The sequence below is a fragment of the Nocardia sp. NPDC006044 genome (genome assembly GCF_042871115.1).
Lineage (GTDB): Bacteria > Actinomycetota > Actinomycetes > Mycobacteriales > Mycobacteriaceae > Nocardia.
On sequence record NZ_JBIAID010000005.1, the window covers coordinates 284,040 to 303,985 of the forward strand.

The window sequence follows — 19,946 nt, forward strand, 5'->3', positions numbered from 1 at the left end:
ATGGATTTCTGGGACGGACTCCTCGAAACCCTCGGGTGGGTCGCCGGTAGCGATTGGCCCGAGGGCTCGGAAACCGGCATGCGCGCGCTGGCCGGTGACTGGCGCAACGGCGCCGAAGAGCTGCGCGGCATCATGGCCGACATCAACGCGGCGAAGTCGGCCGCGCTCGGCGCGTACCCGTCCGGGGCGGCGCGCGATGAGATCGCGGGCGCGTTCGACATGATGCGCGACGGCACCGGCGCCAAAAAAGAGCAAGAGAACAACAATCTCAAGAAGCTCGCCGAATTCTTCGACAAGCTCGCCGAATCCGCCGACGGCGTCGGAACCGAGATCGAGTACGCCAAATGGATGATGTGGTCCTCGCTGGGACTGCTGGCGATCGAACTCGCCGCGGCGTGGCTGTTTCCGCCTACCGCGCCGGCCGTGGAGTTGGCCGCCGTTGCCGCGACCCGCGTGACGATTCGGATGATCGCCCGGCAGTCGCTCTTGGCCGCCCTCAAGCATGTGCTCAAGATGGCCGTGACCAAGGGCGTCAAGTTCCTCGTCAAGCACGTCGCACTCGACCTCGCGCTCGGCACCATCCAGGACCTGGGGATCCAGTGGATCCAGAAGGAACAGGGCCACCGCAAGGAGATCAACTGGGACCAGGTCAAGATGACCGCAGTGTCGTCGGGGGCTGGTGCGCTCGGTGGTGCGGCGGCCGGCCATTGGCTCGGAAACCGTTTGAAGCACGTCGATTTGGGCCCTGGGATGAAGGGCGCGGTTACCGGCCTCGGCGCGGGCTTCGCCGGATCGATCGCCGGGTACGCACCGCAATTCGCGATCGATGTCATGAACAACGGCTGGGGCGGCGCGCTCAGCAACTTCGACCCGCGGATGATCACCGCCGGCCTGTCCAACGGCGCGATGTCCGGTGGCAACAAGGCGCGAGCCACCAACTTCCACTTCGGCCGCATGGGTGCGCCGGTCGGTGTCGGGGCGCCGGGCGGACCACGGGTCGGATATGCGGGCCTCGGGCCCGAAGGCGTTGGTACACATAGCAATGGCGGTCCGGACATGCGCCCGGCCGGCAGCAATGGCCTGAGTACGACGCAGAACGGCGGGGTCGGCCAGGGCGAGCACGGTGGCACGGGCGGGGAACGGACCGGCGGAGACGCCACTGGCGGGGGGACCGGCAATCGCACCAACTCCGGTGATGGATCGTCCACGCGGACCGACGACACCTCGTCGCAGAACGGCGACTCCTCACGCACCGGAGACTCGGATCGGACGTACAGCACCGACGCCGACCGGCAACAGGGCGGTGGTTCGGAAAGTCGCGGTACCGATGGTGGTCAGCAGCAGGGTGGTTCGGAGAGCCGTGGTACTGACGGTGGTCAGCAGCAGGGCGGATCCGAAAGTCGCGGTGGTGACAGCGGTCAGCAGCACGGCGGTTCCGAAAGCCGTGGCACTGAAGGTAATCAGCAGCAGGGTGGTTCGGATAGCCGTGGTACTGACGGTGGTCAGCAGCACGGTGGTTCCGAAAGTCGTGGCACCGACGGTAATCAGCAGCAGCACGGCGGAGCACCCGAGAGTCGCGCCGGCGCGCCGGAGCAGCATGCCGGAGCCGACGCCGGCGGAGCGGATCGTAGCCGGGCAGGCATCGCCGACAGCGGCAGTGCGCACGACAGCAGCACCGGCGATCGATCGGTCACACCGGAGCAGCATTCCGGTGCGGAGCCGGGAAGTACTGCGGTAAACCATAATTCGGGTGACGCGGGCCGCGTCGGTGACGGTGCGCCGGTCCGCCCCGGCGCCGACGCCGCGCCGGTTCGTCCCGGCGCCGACGCCGCGCCGGTTCGTCCCGGCGCCGACGGTGCTGCGCCGCGGCACAGCGGCGACGGGGCGGCTCCCCGGCAAAGCAGTGACGGTGCCGCACCTCGGCAGGCCGGAGACGCCACCACATCCAGGCCTGCCGGTGACTCCGCGACCTCGCGGCCTGCCGGCGCGGAGCCGGGGCGTGGCGGCGAGACCAGGCAAGGCGCGGAACCGAGGGCAGCCGATTCGCGCGCCGGATCGCCGGACGCCAAGCCCGGCGCCGATCGTCCGCGCGGGGATTCGCGTGCCGGTATCTCGGATTCGAATCCTGTTCGGGCAGGCAAGGATTCGACTCCCGGTCTGCGCGCGGAGTCGAGCGGTTCCGAGGTGTCCCGAGCGCCGGAGCGCAAGGTCGGCGGGGCGGACGAGCACGTCCAGGTACGCCCGGATGCGGACCAGAACGTCCGGCCACGCTCGGAGTCCGACGGGCCACAGTCCAGGAATAGGCCGGAAGCTGGTGCGCCGCAAGCGGATCGGCCGCACGCCGGTGCCGGAGACGACGGCGGACGTCCACGTGCGAACGACTCCCGGCCGGTAGGAGATGGTCCGAACCGGGCAGGCGACGCGGATCCCGCACGGCGCAACGAGCACGGTGACGACTCCGACAGTCGCCCCCACCACGACGACGTGCAGCTCGTCCCGGTGGCGGACCCGAGCGCGACGGCACACCCGCGGCAGTCGGGTGCTGACGGAGCGCCGCGCCAGCACGGCGCCGACGGAGACGGTGCGCCCCCGCGCCAAGACGGAGACAGCGAGAACAAGCGACCGCTCGAGCCGGACGATCCGAATCGCGGCAAGTGCGGCGAGCTCGCGCTGCAGCGACTGCATGAGCGATTCGGCGACCGAATCCGCCTGCTGGAGCGGACAGTTGGCGCCGACGGCATGACCCAGCGCGAGCTGGTCGGCGCCGCGGGCGGGCAGTTGCGCGACTTCCCCGGCGGCCACGACGCGATCCAGCGACGGCTGTTGAAGTTGGGCGACGGCGCCACCGCCTTGGTCGTGGACACCTACAAGGGGCCGCGCGACGAGCACGGTGTCGGCGCGCACGCATACCTGCTGGTGAACGAGGGCGGCCAGATCAAGGTGCACGACCCCGGTATGGGGCCCGACCACGGGTACCCGCCGCGTACACCGAAAGAGCTGCACAGCGTCAGCGCGATCATGTTCAAGCCGGACGGCACGCCGACGGACGGGGTGCCCAGCCGTATCCGGGACGAATTGCTCGCCAACCCAAGCGATTCCGGCGATCGGGTGCGGATCGGCAGTGTGCCGGATCCGCCACCGCATCCAGCCAACGAGCCGGTGCCGCCGGGAATGAAACGCGACGCCGACGGGTACCTACGTCGCCCCGGTGATGGCGCCGAATATTACCGAAGCGCCGCTGACGGCAAATTGCACAAGTTCGGTGATAGGCCGAATACCTGGCGCGGCGATAATTATCCGCACCAATTGCGTAACCCCAACGGCTTCGCCGCTGACCCCAACAGCGCCAGCAGCAGCGGATACGTCCATCGGCACCAAACGCTCGGCGATCCGGAGCCGCATACCCCCACGGACCCGGACATCATCCGTGATCTGGCGCAGGCTTCCGCCGATAGGCAACAACAGGGTGTTGACCGTAAAGAGGCGCGCCGGCTGCTCGAACCGCTCATGCACGAGTTCGATATCAAGGACTCGGACGGCAAAACCGACGTCCATCAGTTGAGCGCAAAGAAGCTGGAAGGCCTGATCGCCGACAAGGTACGTGAAGTCGAGGCGCTCGGCCTGGACGACGCTGCAACGGACGCGAAGCTGGATCGCCTGGCGGAGATGAGATCCCAAGCCGAGAAATACAATCTGCTCGGCGACCAAATGAACGCCAGCTCGAAATTGCTCGGCGAATTGGGTGCTAAATCATTCGGGCTTAAGCCGGACGGCGCCGTGCAGATCACCCCGTTCGAGGGTGCGTGGGATGGCAATTACTCGGTCGACCTCGCTATGTACGTACCCGGCCCGCCACCCAAGCTGATGGTGATCGAGGCCAAGGGCGTCGGCTCGACGCTGGAGGGTGCCGATACCCCCTATGGCCGTGCTGAACAGGGTTCCCCGGAGTATCTCCGGAACACCCTCGCGGTCGACCGGAACCTCAAGCAGATCCTGAACGAGACACCCGAGCAGATGCGCGAGCGCGGTCTCGACCCCAGCAGCGACGAAGGAAAGGCGTTCCTCAAAGCCAGAGAGGATTTGCTGAAAGCGCATCGCGACGGCACGCTCGAGGTTGAATACTATAAGGCGCACACCAGTATCAAGGGTGACGTCACTATCACCCGATTCGACCTCGAACGCAACAACGTCCCGGTTCCGATGGACAACCTGGGCGGCTTCCAGTCCCAGCACCACTCGTCCGATGACGCGTTCAATCTTCCGGATGACCGCCGCGGCCGTTGTGGCGAATTGTCGCTCGGGGAACTCCGGTCGATGTATGGCGGCGACCATGTGCGGATGCCGGAGCGGGTAATCGGTCCTGACGGGATGACCGACGGCGAACTCATGGCCGCCGCAGGCGGCCGGCTGGAAGTCACCTCACACGACGCACTCCAGCAGCGGCTGCTCGCCCTGGGCGATGGATCGTCCGCACTGGTCGTCGACGCCTACTCCGGTTATCGGGACAATCACGGTGTCGGTGCGCACGCGTATCTGCTGGTCAATCAAGGCGGCGATATCGTGGTCCGTGACCTCGGCGCCGGGGTGGCCGATCATGGCTACCCGCCCAGGGTGCCGCGAGATCTGAGCAGCACGCGCGCCGTCGTATTCGATGCCCAGGGCCAGCCGGAGCACAAGCTGAGTCCGGTGGAACGGGCTCGCCTCCTCGCGGAGGCCGCGACCCCCGCCCCGGACCGGCGGGTCGGTCAGGCCTACGACGGTCGCCCCGACGACGCAAACTCCCGACGGCACGACGGCACGGACGAGTCCGCGCCCAGGGTGCGCGACGAGGACGGGGAGTTGCCGGCGCGGGTGCCGGACGAGGTCGGTCTCGACCGGCCCGAGACCAGACTGCCGGACGGAGGCCTACCCGAGGTCGAGGTGATCGGCGAACCCGGTCCCGGCGTCACGCCCGAAATGCTGGATGCCGCAAGGAAATCGGTCGCGGAAACCGGTGAGCCGCTGGTGATCTTCGGCAGCCGCCAGACGGGCGTCTCGGAGGGCTCGGGTGCGCCCTTCCGCGCGGACAGCGATCTCGACGTCGCGGCGACCACGCCCGAAGGGCTGATGAAGCTCGTCGACCTGCACGAGGGCAACAGCCCGATTCCCAAGGTGAAGGACGTCGCCGGAATCTTCACCGAGCAGGAGGCCCGCGACAAGGGCTACCTGGTCATCAAACCGGCCGACCCAGGCCCCGCGACCCCGGTGCGCCCGGCCGACACGGGCACCCCGGCACACGATCGCGATGCCACCGACACGGGATCGCGCCCGTCCGACGAGAACACGCCGGCCAACGATCGCGCGCCGCAGGAATCCGACGCGGAAAACGGAACGCACCCAAGGCCGTCGGATGAGATGGCCGGCAATGATGATGGGCCGCAACGTGATCCGGACGGCAGCAACGATGACGTGCGGATCTACGACGATTACCTGGCCAATGGCGAAGGTGTGGTCCATCGTCCGGAGAGCACCTCGATCGGCGACGACACCAAGACGCACAACGTCCGCGACAACGTCCTGCACGAGGACGGCGTGCACGACGTCGTCGTGCACGGCAGCGAGGACGGCGCTCCGATCCCGGGCTTCCAGGCGAAGACCCATCCCGAACAGATCGTTCAGGCGATCCTCAACAACCCGAATTACGTTCCCGGCACACCGATTCGACTGCTGTCCTGCCACAGCGGCAACGAGCACGGCTGGGCCCAATACGTAGCGAATCGGCTCGGGGTCGAGGTGTCCGCGCCAACCGACGCCGTCGGTGTGGACCGGGCACAGGGTCCGGGCACCGCCCCCGTCATTCGTGACGGCGGTGAGTGGCGGACCTTCCACCCCGACGCCGCCGTCGAACTGCACCCGACCGTCCGCGACTCCGGGCACGAGCCGAACTATCGCATCGCACCCGAGGGTGATCCGCGTGACGGGACCAGCGAGCGGCCTCGCGCTCCCGGCGCCGACCGTATGGAATGGATGGATCGCCCGGACGGCGATGGGCCCGAACCCGGGCCGTCCGGCGACGGCGACAACCGCGCCCCCCGGCACGAGAGCACCGCGGACTGGACTGATCGGATGCGGGCCGAGACCGCCGAGTGGACGGCGCGGATGGCCGCCGAGCACGCCGTCGAGATGCGGCGGATCGCGGATACCGAGCCGCGGGACTGGGCGTCGCAGATGGCGGCCGACCACGCCGAGTGGCGGGCGCGGATGCTGGCATTGCGCGCCGAGTTCTCCCGCGAAATCGCCGACGGGACGTTGCCGCGCCCGGAGACGGAGGTGCCGTCGGGGGAGGCGGGCAAGCATCGGACTCCGGAGCCCGGTGCCGAAGTCCCGCACGAAGGCGACGTGAAGGTCTGGCCGCGCGAGGATTCCACCGCACAGCCCGAGCCCGAGGGTGCGGGCGGCGGTAAGAAGCCGCCGGAATCGCCACCGCCCGTTGGTGGTCCGGGTGAGGACGGCACGAATAACGGCGATCGGCAGTCCGGTGACGGCACGCCGCCGCACGAGACCGACGGCGCGCCGCACCCCGAGGACCCGTTCGACGCGCGTCAGCGCGAGCTGGAGGCCGAGCGCGATCGGGTCGTCGCCGATCGGGACGCGTTGCAGCGGCAGCGCGATCGGCTGGCCGGCCGTCTGCGCGTCTCATCGGAAAATGACTGGGCGGCACTGCATCCCGACAACCTCCCGCAGACCTTGGAGGAGTTGCGCGGACGCACCATGGAGGTGCGTGCGGAGATGCCGCGCGAACACGCCCGCATCGATGAGCTCGAGCAACTGGCCAACCGGGTCCACGACGCGGACAACGACATCGCCAGGATCGATCGCGAGCTGGCCGAGCTGGACGCCGCCCGCGAGGCCGCTCGACTCGAGACCCCCGAGGGCGAGTACGCCCGCCTGCTCGAGGAGCGGCGTGAGCTGGATCATGAGCGCGAATTCGCCAGGGCGAAGCGCGATGAGCTCGCCGCGTACCTCGGGTTCACGGATCTGACCGGCTCCGCGTTCGAGCACCGCATGCTCGAGCTGTATGACCAGGCGCAATCGCGGACCACCCGGATCCCCGGCAACCTGGACTCCCCGGAACGGATCGTCCGGGAGCAGCTCAGCGGCTCCGAGCGCGAGCTGCATCTGCGTGACCTCCGCAGATTCAGCGATGCCATGCGGGACTGCGAGCGGCTCGACGCGGCGATCGCCGAGAAGGACGCCCGCCTCGCGCAACTGCGCGACGAGGGCGTCGTCGGCGAGCGCCCGCCCGGCGACGATACCGGCAACGCCCTCGATCGCCTGGCCCGCGAATACGCCGAACTGCTCCGCGAGGTCGAGGCGCGGCGGCCGGTGCTGGAGGACCTGGCCCGGCGGCTCGGGATTCCGCTCTCGGAGCTCGGCCCGCATCCTCGCGACCTGGAAAAAGCGCTCGATTGGCATCGCACGCGCACGATGCGGGTGGACAACGGCGAGATGGCCGAGCGCCACCGCGTGCTCGACGAGCTGGAAGCCGCCGCGCGCGACGTGCTCGCCGGCGAGCACGAAATGGGCAAGCTGCGCGACGAGATGGCCCGGCTCAACGGGGTCTGGCGGGATCTCGTCGGGGCCGAGGACGGCTGGATGGTCACCGATCGAGTCGGCTACATCCCCGGTGAGCCCGCGCGCATCATCGTGTTCGGTCCGCGAGCGGAATTCGAGCCGTCGCGGGCGAGCCACGACGAGGCGCTGGCGCACGCCATACTCACGGAACCGGTTGTGGCACAGGCGATGATGCGGCAACCGCGGGTCGAATATCAGCGGGTGCTCTTCGATGAAGACGGCACGGTGCGGCGGGAGTCGATGGGGGGTCCGCCCGTCGAGCGCACCGCCACCAGGTGGATCAACGGTGATCCCGGCCTGCTGCTGGTGCGCTGGCAGGACGCGGACGGGCAGTGGCACAACGTCGATCCGACCAAGCCGAGCATGCGCACCAATCGTGGTCCCGACGCGGGTCACGAATACGACCCGGGCAATCCGGATTGGTGGGGCGGGCTCTCCGACTACATCAACGACTTGGCGACGCCGTTCTCCGATATCCCGCCGGGGCATATCGCGAAGAACATGCTCCCGCTGAACCCGATGAATGTCGAGACCCGGTACTTCGACTACGGCGTGTCGCCCGACGATATTGTCAGCCTTCATCTCGGTGCCGATATCGGTTCCATTCAACGGAATATCCGCACCTTGTTCATGGCGATCGACCACCCCCTGGTCCGGGAGTGGATCCATCGGCATCCGGCGATCGGCGATTGGGTACTGGCGCGTCCGTGGCTGAAGCGGTTCTTCCCGGTCGGCACCATGTGGTCGTCGTTCCAGTGGCACCGGCCGCCGGAGACCAATTTCCAGCCGATGTACCGCACCTGGGAGCCGGCCGAGCATGCCAGGGTCGAGATTCCCGAGTGGCTGCGGCCCGCGATCGATCAGGAGGTCGCGAACTGGCGAGAGGTGCAGCAATGGGCCGACCGCGAGTACGACAAGTTCCGGGCAGATGATCAGCTCGCCGACCGCATGGCCGAGCGGCTGGCCGAGTACCGGCAAGAGCAGATGCGGGTCGGCGCACAGGAATTGGTCGAACGCATCCGCAAGGAACTGGTCGATCCGCACCGCGGTGTCGAACCGGACCAGGCCGGGATCGACCGTGAAGTGCAGCGGATCAACGAAGCCATCAACCGGATCGCCGACGATTCCTTCGATAACTTCGCCACCGATGATCGGGTCGCGATCCGGCACGCGGTCGCCGAAATACGGCAACAGCTGCTCGATATCCGGAACGAGCGGGCGATCACCGACGCGGACATCACCCGGATCGTCGACCGGCTGGCTCCCGATATCCGTCCGCTCCCGCCGGAGATCGAAGAGCACAACTGGCCCGATCCGTTCCCGGATCGCCCGCAACCCGACAGCGCACCGCCGAAGCACGAATTCCCGGCCTTCACCAGGGACGAGATTCAGCAGATCCTGAATCATCTGATGGTCGACGAGCATCCAGCCGTCGATTACGCCGATCCCGACGGCAACGTGACGACGCGGCGGATGGATCAGCTCGCCGATGTGGCCGAGGCGATCAACCGGATCAAGGACGGCAAGCCGCTGCCCGCGGACGTCGTCCTCATGCTCGACGCACTCGCCGAATCCAACTTCTTGCGCACTCCCGCGCCGCGCGACGGGCGCTGGACCTGGCATGACGCGAACGCCCACGCGGTGGCCGAGGGCTTCCACTGGGATGCGAACCGGCCGCCGCTGACCGGCGATCGCGCGAATGTCCCGTACGCGCCCGAACCGCTGCACGCGCCGGAGCCGTTCCTGCCGCGGGACCGCTACGAGCAGCAGTTGGCCAACGCCAAGGAGCTGTGGGACGCACGTTCACGTGCACTGCTCGAGGCCGCGCGAGTGGCTGGGGTCGATCCCGAAAGCCTGTTCCGTGCCGCCGATCCCGCCGACCGATTGGCCAACCTGCGCACGCAGCAGCCGGACGCGGCCGGCCGGCAGCACATCGATGACCTGTCGACCGCGCTGCGCAACTTCGACGACGCGACCGCGGAGGTCATGCGTCTCGAACAGCGCTTGGAGCAGCACGACGTCAACCTCGACCGCGCCCGCGCGGCGATCCGTGGCGAGCAGCCGGAAGTGCCTGTGCTGGAAGCGGAATCGAACCCGCAACCGAAAGAGCCGGCGCCGACCGCCGAAGAACTGTTGCAGCAGCAGCGGTTTGCCGAAGCCGATGCGCGCCAACGCAGTAACGAGATCGAGCGGCTGGAGCAGGCCAAGGCCGACGCCATCCGGGCCAGGGGCGAGGCCGAAGCGGACCACCTGCGGGCGCAGGATCCGGCCGCGGCGGACGAAGCCTACGAGCGGCACAAGTATGCCGTGCGGGAGGCGGCCGAGCGGGATCAGCAGCTGGCCGAGCAACTGCGCAAGAACACGATGCTCGAGGCAGGCGCGGAGCCGTTGGATGGAGTGCCGCAGATCGGCATCGTCCCGGGTGAGCCGCCTCAGGTGATCGTCGTGGTGCGCGGTGAGTCGACGGATCCGACTACGTTGATCGATCGTGCTACCGCGGTGCATCCGGAGCTGAACGATCTGGTCGGGCCGAACCGCGACAACGTCACTACCTATCGCCTCGTGCCCGGTGAGGACGGTCGCACGCAGGTGCATCGGACCGACTCGCCAGAAGTTCTCGCGCGGTCGGCGGAGGCGTTGGCCGAGCAACAGCGGATCGCCGAAGCTGATGCGCGCCAACGCAGTAACGAGATCGAGCGCCTGGAACAGGCGAAGGCCGATGCCGTCCAGGCCAGGGACGAAGCCGCGCGACAGCTCGACGAGGCGCAGGACCAAGCCGAGGCCGAGCAGGCGTACGAGCAGCGCAACTATGCCGAGCGGGAGCTGGCCGAGCGGGATCAGCAGCTGGCTGATCAGCTCCGAAAAGACACGATGCTCGAAGCCGGTGCGGAACCGTTGGATGGAGTGCCGCAGATCGGCATCATCCCGGGTGATCCGCCGCAGGCGATCGTCGTGGTGCGCGGTGAGTCGACGGATCCGACGACGCTGATCGATCGAGCTACCGCAGTACATCCGGGACTCGATGATCTGGCCGGCCCGAACCGCGACAACGTCGTCGTCTACCGCCTGGTCCCCGGCGAAGACGGCCGCACCGAAGTACACCGGACCGACCCGCCGGACGCCCCACCCCTGCCCGCACCTCGTCCGGAGCCCGACGCACCGAGTGATGGTGGCGGCGCGAAGAAACCGCCGACCGGTGAGCCGCCTGCCGAGCCGCGAACCACTCCGGCAACCGATGATGCTGCGGCACAAAGCAAGCCGAGCGAAGACCCGACGGCTGCCACGAACGAGCCGGTGAACACTCCGGACAACCTGGTCAGCCAGGCTGTGCCGGTACGTGAGGCGCCTGCCCCGAGTGAGAACAGCGCAACGAGTAAGCCGGTGACCGAGGCGAATCGGCCGACGCAGACTGCGGAAGATCTAGCGCAGCAGCAAAGGTTCGCCGAAGCCGATGCGCGGCAACGCAGTAACGAGATCGAGCGGCTGGAGCAGGCCAAGGCCGATGCGGTGCGGGCCAGGGACGAGGCCGCCGAAGAGCTGCGGCAGGCGCAGGATCCGGCCGCGGCCGAGGATGCGTTCGAGCGGCACAAGTATGCCGTGCGGGATGCGGCCGAGCGGGATCAGCAACTGGCTGATCAGCTCAGGAAAGACACGATGCTCGAAGCCGGTGCGGAGCCGTTGGACGGCGTGCCGCAGATCGGCATCATCCCGGGGGATCCGCCGCAGGCGATAGTCGTGGTGCGCGGTGAGTCGACGGATCCGACGACGCTGATCGATCGCGCTACGGCGGTGCATCCTGCACTCGGCGATCTGGTCGGGCCGAATCGCGACAACGTCACCACTTACCGCCTAGTCCCCGGCGAAGACGGCCGCACTCAGGTGCACCGGACGGACTCGCCGGAGGTTCTCGCGCAGTCCGCCGAAGCCGTGGCGCAGCGGCAGCGGTTCGCCGAAGCCGATGCGCGGCAACGGAGCAACGAGATCGATCGGCTGGAGCAGGCGAAGGCTGAGGCGCTGCGCGGCCTCGACGAGGCCGAGGAGGAACTGCGGCAGGCGCGTGACCAGGCCGAGGCCGAGGAAGCCTACGCACAGCAGCAGCGCGCCGTGTGGGATGCCGCGGAGTCGGATCGGCGGCTCACCGATCAGCTGCGGAAGGACACCTTGCTCGAGGCGGGCGCGGAACCGCTGGCCGGCGTGCCGCAGATCGGCATCATTCCCGGCGATCCGCCGCAAGCCGTAGTCGTGGTGCGTGGCGAGTCGACCGATCCGACCACACTGATCGATCGGGCCACCGCGGTGCACCCGGAGCTGAACGATCTGGTCGGGCCGAATCGCGACAACGTCACCACCTACCGCCTTGTCCCCGGCGAAGACGGCCGCACCCAGGTACACCGAACCGACCCGCCGGACGCGCCGCCGGTCGCACCCCGTCCCGAACCAGACGCGCCCAGCGATGGCGGCGGCGCGAAGAAACCGTCAGTCGGCGACACCCCGGAACCGGTTGGAGTGCAGACCATTCCGGCAGCGGACGATGCTGCGGCACAAAACAAGCCGAGCGAAAATCCAACGGCGGTCACGAATAGGCCGGTGTCTACTCCGGACAAGCTGGTCAATGAGGCTGCGCCGGTACGTGAGACGCCCGTGCCGAGGGCGGACAGCGCGGCGAGTAAGCCGGTGACTACTCCGGACAAGCTGGTCAATGAGGCTGCGCCGGTACGTGAGACACCTGCGCCGAACGAGGACAGCGCAGCGAACAGGCCGGTGGTCGAGGCGAATCGGCCGACGCAGGTTGCGGAAGATCTAGCGCAGCAGCAAAGGTTCGCCGAAGCTGATGCGCGGCAACGCAGTAACGAGATCGAGCGCTTGGAGAAGGCGAAAGCCGACGCTGCGCGGGCCAGGGATGAGGCTGCGGAAGACCTGCGGCAGGCGCAGGATCCGGCCGCGGCCGAGGACGCGTTCGAGCGGCACAAGTATGCCGTGCGGGATGCGGCCGAGCGCGATCAGCAACTCGCCGAGCAGCTCCGGAAGAACACGATGCTCGAGGCCGGTGCGGAGCCGCTGGACGGTGTGCCGCAGGTCGGCATAATCCCGGGTGATCGGCCACAGGCGATCGTCGTGTTGCGCGGTGAATCGACGGACCCGGCGGCGTTGATCGATCGGGCGGTCACGCAGCATCCGGAGCTCGGTGATCTGGTCGGGCCGAATCGTGACAACGTCACCACTTATCGCCTCGTTCCCGGCGAGGACGGTCGCACTCAGGTGCATCGGACCGACTCGCCGGAGGTTATCGCGCGGTCGGCGGAAGCGTTGGCCGAACAGCAGCGGATCGCCGAAGCCGATGCGCGCCAACGCGGTAACGAGATCGAGCGCCTAGAGCAGGCCAAGGCCGACGCGGTGCGGGCCAGGGACGAAGCCGCGGAGGAGTTGCGGCAGGCGCAGGATCCGGCCGCGGCCGAGGACGCGTTCGAGCGGCACCGCTACGCCGAGCGGGATGCAGCTGAGCGGGATCAGCAGTTGGCTGATCAGCTCAGGAAAGACACGATGCTCGAGGCCGGTGCGGAGCCGTTGCAGGGTGTGCCGCAGATCGGTGTCGTTCCCGGCGATCCGCCACAGGTCATTGCCGTGGTGCGCGGTGAGTCGGCAGATCCGACGACGCTGATCGATCGAGCCGCCGCGGTGCATCCGGAGCTCGATGATCTGGTCGGGCCGAACCGCGACAACGTCATCACCTACCGTCTCGTCCCCGGCGAAGACGGCCCCACCGAGGTGCGTCGGACCGATCCGCCGGACGCCCCGCCCCTGGCCGTGCCCCGCCCGGAGCCCGACGCACCGAGTGATGGTGGCGGCGCCAAGAAGCCGCCGACCGGCGAGGCGCCGGCCGAGCCGCAGACCGTCCCGGCGACGGACGACACTGCGGCACGAAGCACGCCGGCCGAGGACGGGGCGCAGGCCTCGGACGTCCGGCCTGCCGGCGACGGTGCGGGTGGCGGGAAGAAGCCGCCGCAACCGCCGACCGCGGCCAGCGATCCGGGTGACGGCGGTTCCGGCGGTCACCGTCCGCCGCAGGGCGAACCCGCGGGCGGGGCGAGCGAATCCGGTTCGGACGCAACGGCACTCGCCCACGCGGTGGCTCGGGTCGAGGGCGCGGAGACCACCGGTGAGACCTTCCAGGTCGAGGTGCTCAGCGAGGGCGCGATGCGCCGGGCTCAACGGGTGGAGCTGATCACCTTCGAGGACGGCACACAGGTGATCCGCAAGGTGCTCACCAATCCGCGCCACGGTGACGCGGAAGCGCTCGCCTCACTGGTCGGCCGCGCCGTCGGCGCCAACGTGCCGCACATCGTGCGGGCCGGCGACAACGTGATCTACATGCAGGTCATGCCGGGCGACTGGGTCGACACGCAGCACTCCGGCGCGATGAGCCCGCGCGATACCGGGCTGACCGAGACGCCGGACGGTGTGCGCCTCGGCCTGCTCGATGCGCTGATCCGAATGCCCGACCGCGGCATGACCAACTGGCTCGTCACCCCGGACGGACGGATCAGCGGCATCGATCACAGCCTCGCCTTCGGCGGCGGGGTGCGCCCGAACGACGAAACCAGCAGCGGTTTCGCCCATCACTTCCTGGAGCCCGGCCCGGACGGCCAGATGCAGTGGCGTCAGCACGATCTGAGCGCGGCCGAGCTGGCCGAGATCCGCGGCCGGATCGAGGCGCTGGCACCGGAATTCGCTGATCATCCCGACTGGCATCAGTCCGTGCTCGACCGGCTGACCAAGCTCGAGCAGAACGTGCGCCCGGACGACGATCCGCCCGCGCCGCAACAGCCGTCCGGCGGTGGCCCGGACAAGCCGGGTGACCCCGGGCGGCCGGGCGCACCGCAGCGTCCCACGCCGTCGAGCTCCGAAAACGGGAGTAGCGCAACGAGATCCGAGGGCGCGCCGGAGCCGGTGAGCACCCCGCGAGCCGCGGACACCACCCAGGTCTCGACGGACGACGCCGGATCCGCGCCGAAGCCCGCGACCGGAGGCGACGACGGTGGGCACAAGCCGCCGCAGCCGCCGGCTCCTCCGCAGGCGGGCGATCCCGGCGACGGAGGCTCCGACGGTGGACACCGTCCGGCGGAGGGCGGTCCGGTCGAAGAGCCGGGCGAAACCCATCCGGACGCTGCGGCGCTCGCCGAGGCGGTCGCTCGGGTGGAGGCGGCGCAGACCTCGGGGGAGATGATCCAGTTCGAGCGGATCAGCGACGAGGCGACGCGGATCACGCTCGAGGACGGCACCCAGCTGATCCGCAAGACGCTCGGCAATGTCCAGCACGCCGACGCGGAAGTGCTTGCGGCACTGGTCGGTCACGCCGTCGACGCCAATGTGCCGCACGTGGTGCGGGCCGGTGATCACGTGGTCTACATGCAGCTCATGCCGGGCGACTGGGCCGGCGGCCGGCATCCGGGCGCGTGGAGCCCGCAGGAGACCGGGCTGACCAACACCCCGGCCGGCGTCCGCCTCGGCCTGCTGGACACGCTGATCCGGATGCCGGACCGCGGCATGACCAACTGGTTGGTCACGCGGGACGGCCAGATCAGCGGTATCGACCACAGCCTCGCGTTCGGCGGCGGGCAGCGCCCGAACGCCGAAACCACCAGCGGTTTCGCCCATCACTTCCTCGAGGAGGGCCCCGACGGCGTGCTGACGTGGCGTCAGCACGATCTCAGTGCGGCGGAGCTGGCCGAGATCCGCGGCCGGATCGAGGCGCTCGCACCGGAATTCGCCGATCACCCGGACTGGCATCAGTCGGTGCTCGACCGGTTGACGATGCTCGAGCAGAACGTGCGCCCGGACGGCGATCCGCCCCGGTCCGAGGCTCCCGGCGAAGGTCGGCAACGCTCGGGTGAGCAGCCTGGCACCCCCGAAAACGGAAGCGGCACAACGAGGTCCGGGGACGGACCGCAGCCGGACCCGGCGCACCTGGCGGACAACGCCGAACGCCGCGCCGAACTGGTCGAGGCGCGCGACCTCGCCCTCCGCGACCTCGACGCGGCAACCCGCAGGCGCAACGAGCTGGCCGAGCTGCTCGGTGTCGACCCGGCCGATGATTGGGCCGCGCTGCGACCCGGCGACAACCTCGCCGACACCGTGCGCGAGTTGAATCACCGCCGTCCCGACGGGCAGGAGTGGCAACCGCACGACCTGCTGCGGGTCCGGGAGCTGGAGCGGCTGTCCAATCGGGTGCCCGAGACCGAGGCGACGATCCATCGGCTGACCGCCGAGATCGCCCGTATGGACGAGCTGACCGGTCCGGCGGAAACCCGGGAGGCCGAATACGACCGCCTGCTGGAGGAGCGGGGAGAACTGGCGCGTGAGCGCGAAGCCGCCCGGGTGGCAAGGGATGAGATCGCGACGCGACTCGACGTGCCCGACCTGACCGGTGACGCGTTCACCCAGCGGGTGATGGAGCTGCACCGGGAGGCTCAGAGCCGGTCGGTGCGGGTGCCCGCCAACCTGGACAGCCCGGCCAGGGTCGTACACGAACCGCTGGCCGGGCCCGAGCGTCAGCTGCGTGAGAGGCAGATTCGCAAGCTGATCCATGCCGTCGAGGCGTTCAACCAGCTCGACGCGGCGGTGGACCAGATCGACGCCAGGCTGAAGGTGCTGCACGGCGAGAACGTGAACCGGGACCGCCCGCTGTCCGCGGACGTGGTCACCGCATTGGATCGGCTGGCCAACCAGCAGGCGGCGATCTTCCAGGACAGCAAGCGACGGCGCGCGGTCCTGGAAGATCTGGCGGAGCGGCTGCATATTCCGCTGTCCGATCTCGGCCCGCAGCCACAGCGGCTGGCCGAGACGATGCGGCACCAGCGGCAGCTCGAGGACGGCACCGATCCGCACCGGCCGGCCATGCTCGACGAGCTCGAGTCCGCCGCGGCCGACGTGATCCGGGCGGACTCCGCGATGACCCGCCTGCAAGACCAGATGACCCAGCTCACCGATCGCTGGCACGAGGTGGCCGAGTGGCGCGACGCCATCGACGCCGAGGGCGGGCGGATGGCAACCGACCGGGTCGGCATCATCGAGGGTGAGCGTCCCCGGATCGTGGTCTTCGGCCAGCAGCCCGATCCGGCGCACCCGCACGCGCTGCACGATGCCGCGCTCGAACACGCGATCCGCACAAATTCCGCTGTCGCACAGGCGATGTTGCGGCACCCGCAGATCGAGTACCGGCAGACCGCACCCGGGCAGGAGTCGGTGATCCATCCGGGACCGCCGGTGCAGCGCACGGAAACCGGCTGGATCAACGGCGACCCTGGCATGCTGGTGGTCCGCTGGCGCGACAGTTCCGATGTCTGGCACGCGGTCAATCCGAGCAGGCCCGATTGGTCGACCAACGTGGACGCCGAAGGCAAGCTGCGCCGCGGCGACAGCCTGAGCGAGTACGACCCGGGCAACCCGGACTGGTGGGCCGGCCTGGCCGATTACATCAACGACCTGGCCACGCCGTTCGCCGATATCCCGCCGGGATACGTCGCGAAGAACATGCTGCCGATGAACCCGATGAGCGCGCCGGTCGAATACTTCGAGGGCGGCGTCCCGGCCGACCACATCGTCACCCTGCACATCGGCGGCGATTTCTATGCCATCCAACGGGATATCCGCACCCTGCTCCAGGCGATCGATCATCCTGCGGTCCGGGACTGGATCCACCGGCATCCGGCGATCGGCGACTGGGTCAAGGCCCGGCCGTGGTTGCAGAAGCTGCCGCCCTTCGCGACGGTGTGGGACGGATTCGACTGGCACAAGCCGCCGGAGACCAATATCCAGCCGATGTTCCGCGGCTGGGAGGCCAGCGAACACTCACGCCTCGACGAGCACGTGCAGATCCCCGAGTGGTTGCAGCAGGTCTTCGATCACGAAGTCGAGCAATGGCAGCGGGTCCAGGATTGGGCCGACGCCGAATACGATCGCTTCCGCGCGGACGACCGGCTGGCCGACAAGATCGCCGATCAGCTGGCGCACTACGGCGAGGACCAGCAGGCGGTCGCCGCGCGCAAGCTCATCGACCTGGTGCGCAAGGAACTGGTGGACGCCCACCGCGGCGTCGACCCGACCCGGCCCGACGTCGCCGAGCAACTGAACCGGATCGACCGGCAGATCGACGAGCTGGCCGACCGTGCGCTCGGCATGTTCGACAGCAACGATCGAATCGCGGTGCGCGACACCGTCGCCGACATCCGGACGCTGCTGCTGGAACAGCAGAACACCGGCCGCATCACCGAGGACCAGCTCCGCCGGATGGCCGACGAGCTGGCGCCGCACATGTGGCACGACACCACCGCCGACAGCGCCCTGCCGCCGCCGCGCTTCACCCGCGAGCAGATCCAGCAGGTCCTCGATCACCTCATGACCGACGAGCACCTGGTCACCGATTACGCCGATCCCACCGGACGATTGGTGCGGCAGCGGATGGATCAGCTGGCCGACGTCGCCGAGGCGATCAACCGCCTGGTGGCCGGCGAGCCGCTGAAGCAGGACATCGTCATGCTCTATGACGCGCTGGCCGAATCGGAGTTCCTGCGCGACCCGGAGAATCGGAACAAGACCTGGCACGACGCGAACACGCACGCGGTCGGTCTCGGCTTCCACTGGGACGCGGATCGGCCGCCGCTGACCGATTGGCGGGCGGGCATCCCGTACGCCGCCGCGCCGCTGCCGGAATCGACGCCGTTCCTGCCACGGGATCGCTATCAGCTCGAATTGTCCGAGGCGCGAGCCACTTTGGACGCGCGCACGGACGCGCTGCTCGCGCTGGAACAGAGCATGGGGATAGATCCGGCGTGGCTGTTCGGCGCCGACGGGCCGGTCGAGACCCGGCTGGCCGAGCTGCGCGCGCAGCAGCCGGATCCGGCGGGACAGCGACGAGTGGACGACCTGACGCAGGCCTTCCGCGAGTTCGAGGACGCCGCCGAACAGGTGCGGCTGCGCGAGCAGAACGTCCAACGCCACGACACCGCGCTCGAGCAGGCCCGCGCGCTGGCCCGGGACGGACAGCAGCCCGAACTGCCCGGCCCGGTCACCGAGCCCGATGGTGCGACGCACCGTGATCCGGCGACGTCGACCGACGACGCGACGCGACGTGACGTCGATGCCGACGCGCGGCGGGAGGTCGAGGAACTTCGCGAGCGTCTCGAACTGGACCTGGTGCAGGCGCAGGAGCGGCTCGATCGTGCCGAGGCCGCGCGTGCCGAGGCCGCCGGGAGCTTGTCGATGACGATCGAGCCGCACGAGTTGCGCTCCGAACGGGAAATCGAAGCGCGCGCAGAGGATTTGCGGGCACGCACGTTGGACGTCACCCAGCAGCAGGCCCGGCTGGACAAGGTCGCCGAACTCGAGCGGGCGGCCAAGGACTACCTGGTGGCCGAGGCGGAGGTCGGTCGCATCGAAGCCGAGCTGGGGCGCGCCGAAACTCAGGCCGAATCGCTGCGCTCGCTCGACACCGGTGCCGGCGATCGGAGCCGTTCGGCGACCGACAACGTGAACCAGCAAGAACCGCAGGGTAATTCGACGCAGACGCGGGCGCATCCGGATCGGGCCGGCGACCACGATGCCACCGATCTCGCTGAGCAGCCGGTTGATTCGGGTTCGACGACAGATCGCGAGCGCGACACCGACGGCCGCGATCGGCAGCAGCCGGTCGATCCGGACTCGGCGGTGAATCGCAAGCACGCGGGCGACGACTCCGATCCCGCTGAGCTGCCGGACGATTCCGGATCCGCGAGAGACCGGACTCGGAACTATGCGAATCGCGATGATTCCGAAAACGATGAGTCGTCGCGGGATTCGGGTTCCACGCGCGATCGGACTCGGGAATCCGATCGGGATGATTCCGCAGCCGACGATGATTCCGGGTCGGATAGCGGGACCATCGACGGCGGTACGAACCGCGATCGCGGCTCGGACAATGGCGACGGCGACGGTGGGGACGATCGGTTCCGCCGTGGTGAGCCGGAGGCGCCGATGTTCCGTTCGCACATACCGCATCCGCCGCACGAGTACGAGTTCGAGTTCCCGCCGGAGGTAGGGCCGCCACTGCAGATCCATGTGCCGATGCCGGATTCGCCGGTGGAGCCGCCGCAGCCGCCGCCGCACCCCCCGGTGCCCCCGCATCCGCCCGTTCCGCCGGCCCCGCCGCAACATTCGGTGCCGCCGACCCGGCCGCACACGCCGAGGCCGCCCACCACGCCGACGACCCGGCCGACGCCGCCGACACCACCGACGACGCCGCCAACTACGCCGCCGACGACGCCGCCAACTACGCCGCCGACCACGCCGCCGACGAC

At 69.0% G+C, this 19,946-nt stretch carries 1 protein-coding gene; it reads left to right on the forward strand.

The window, feature by feature from the left end:
- Positions 1 to 19,946 (forward strand): hypothetical protein (locus ACFYO1_RS37525; protein WP_387242290.1); only part of this gene is annotated, 19,946 nt, incomplete at its 3' end.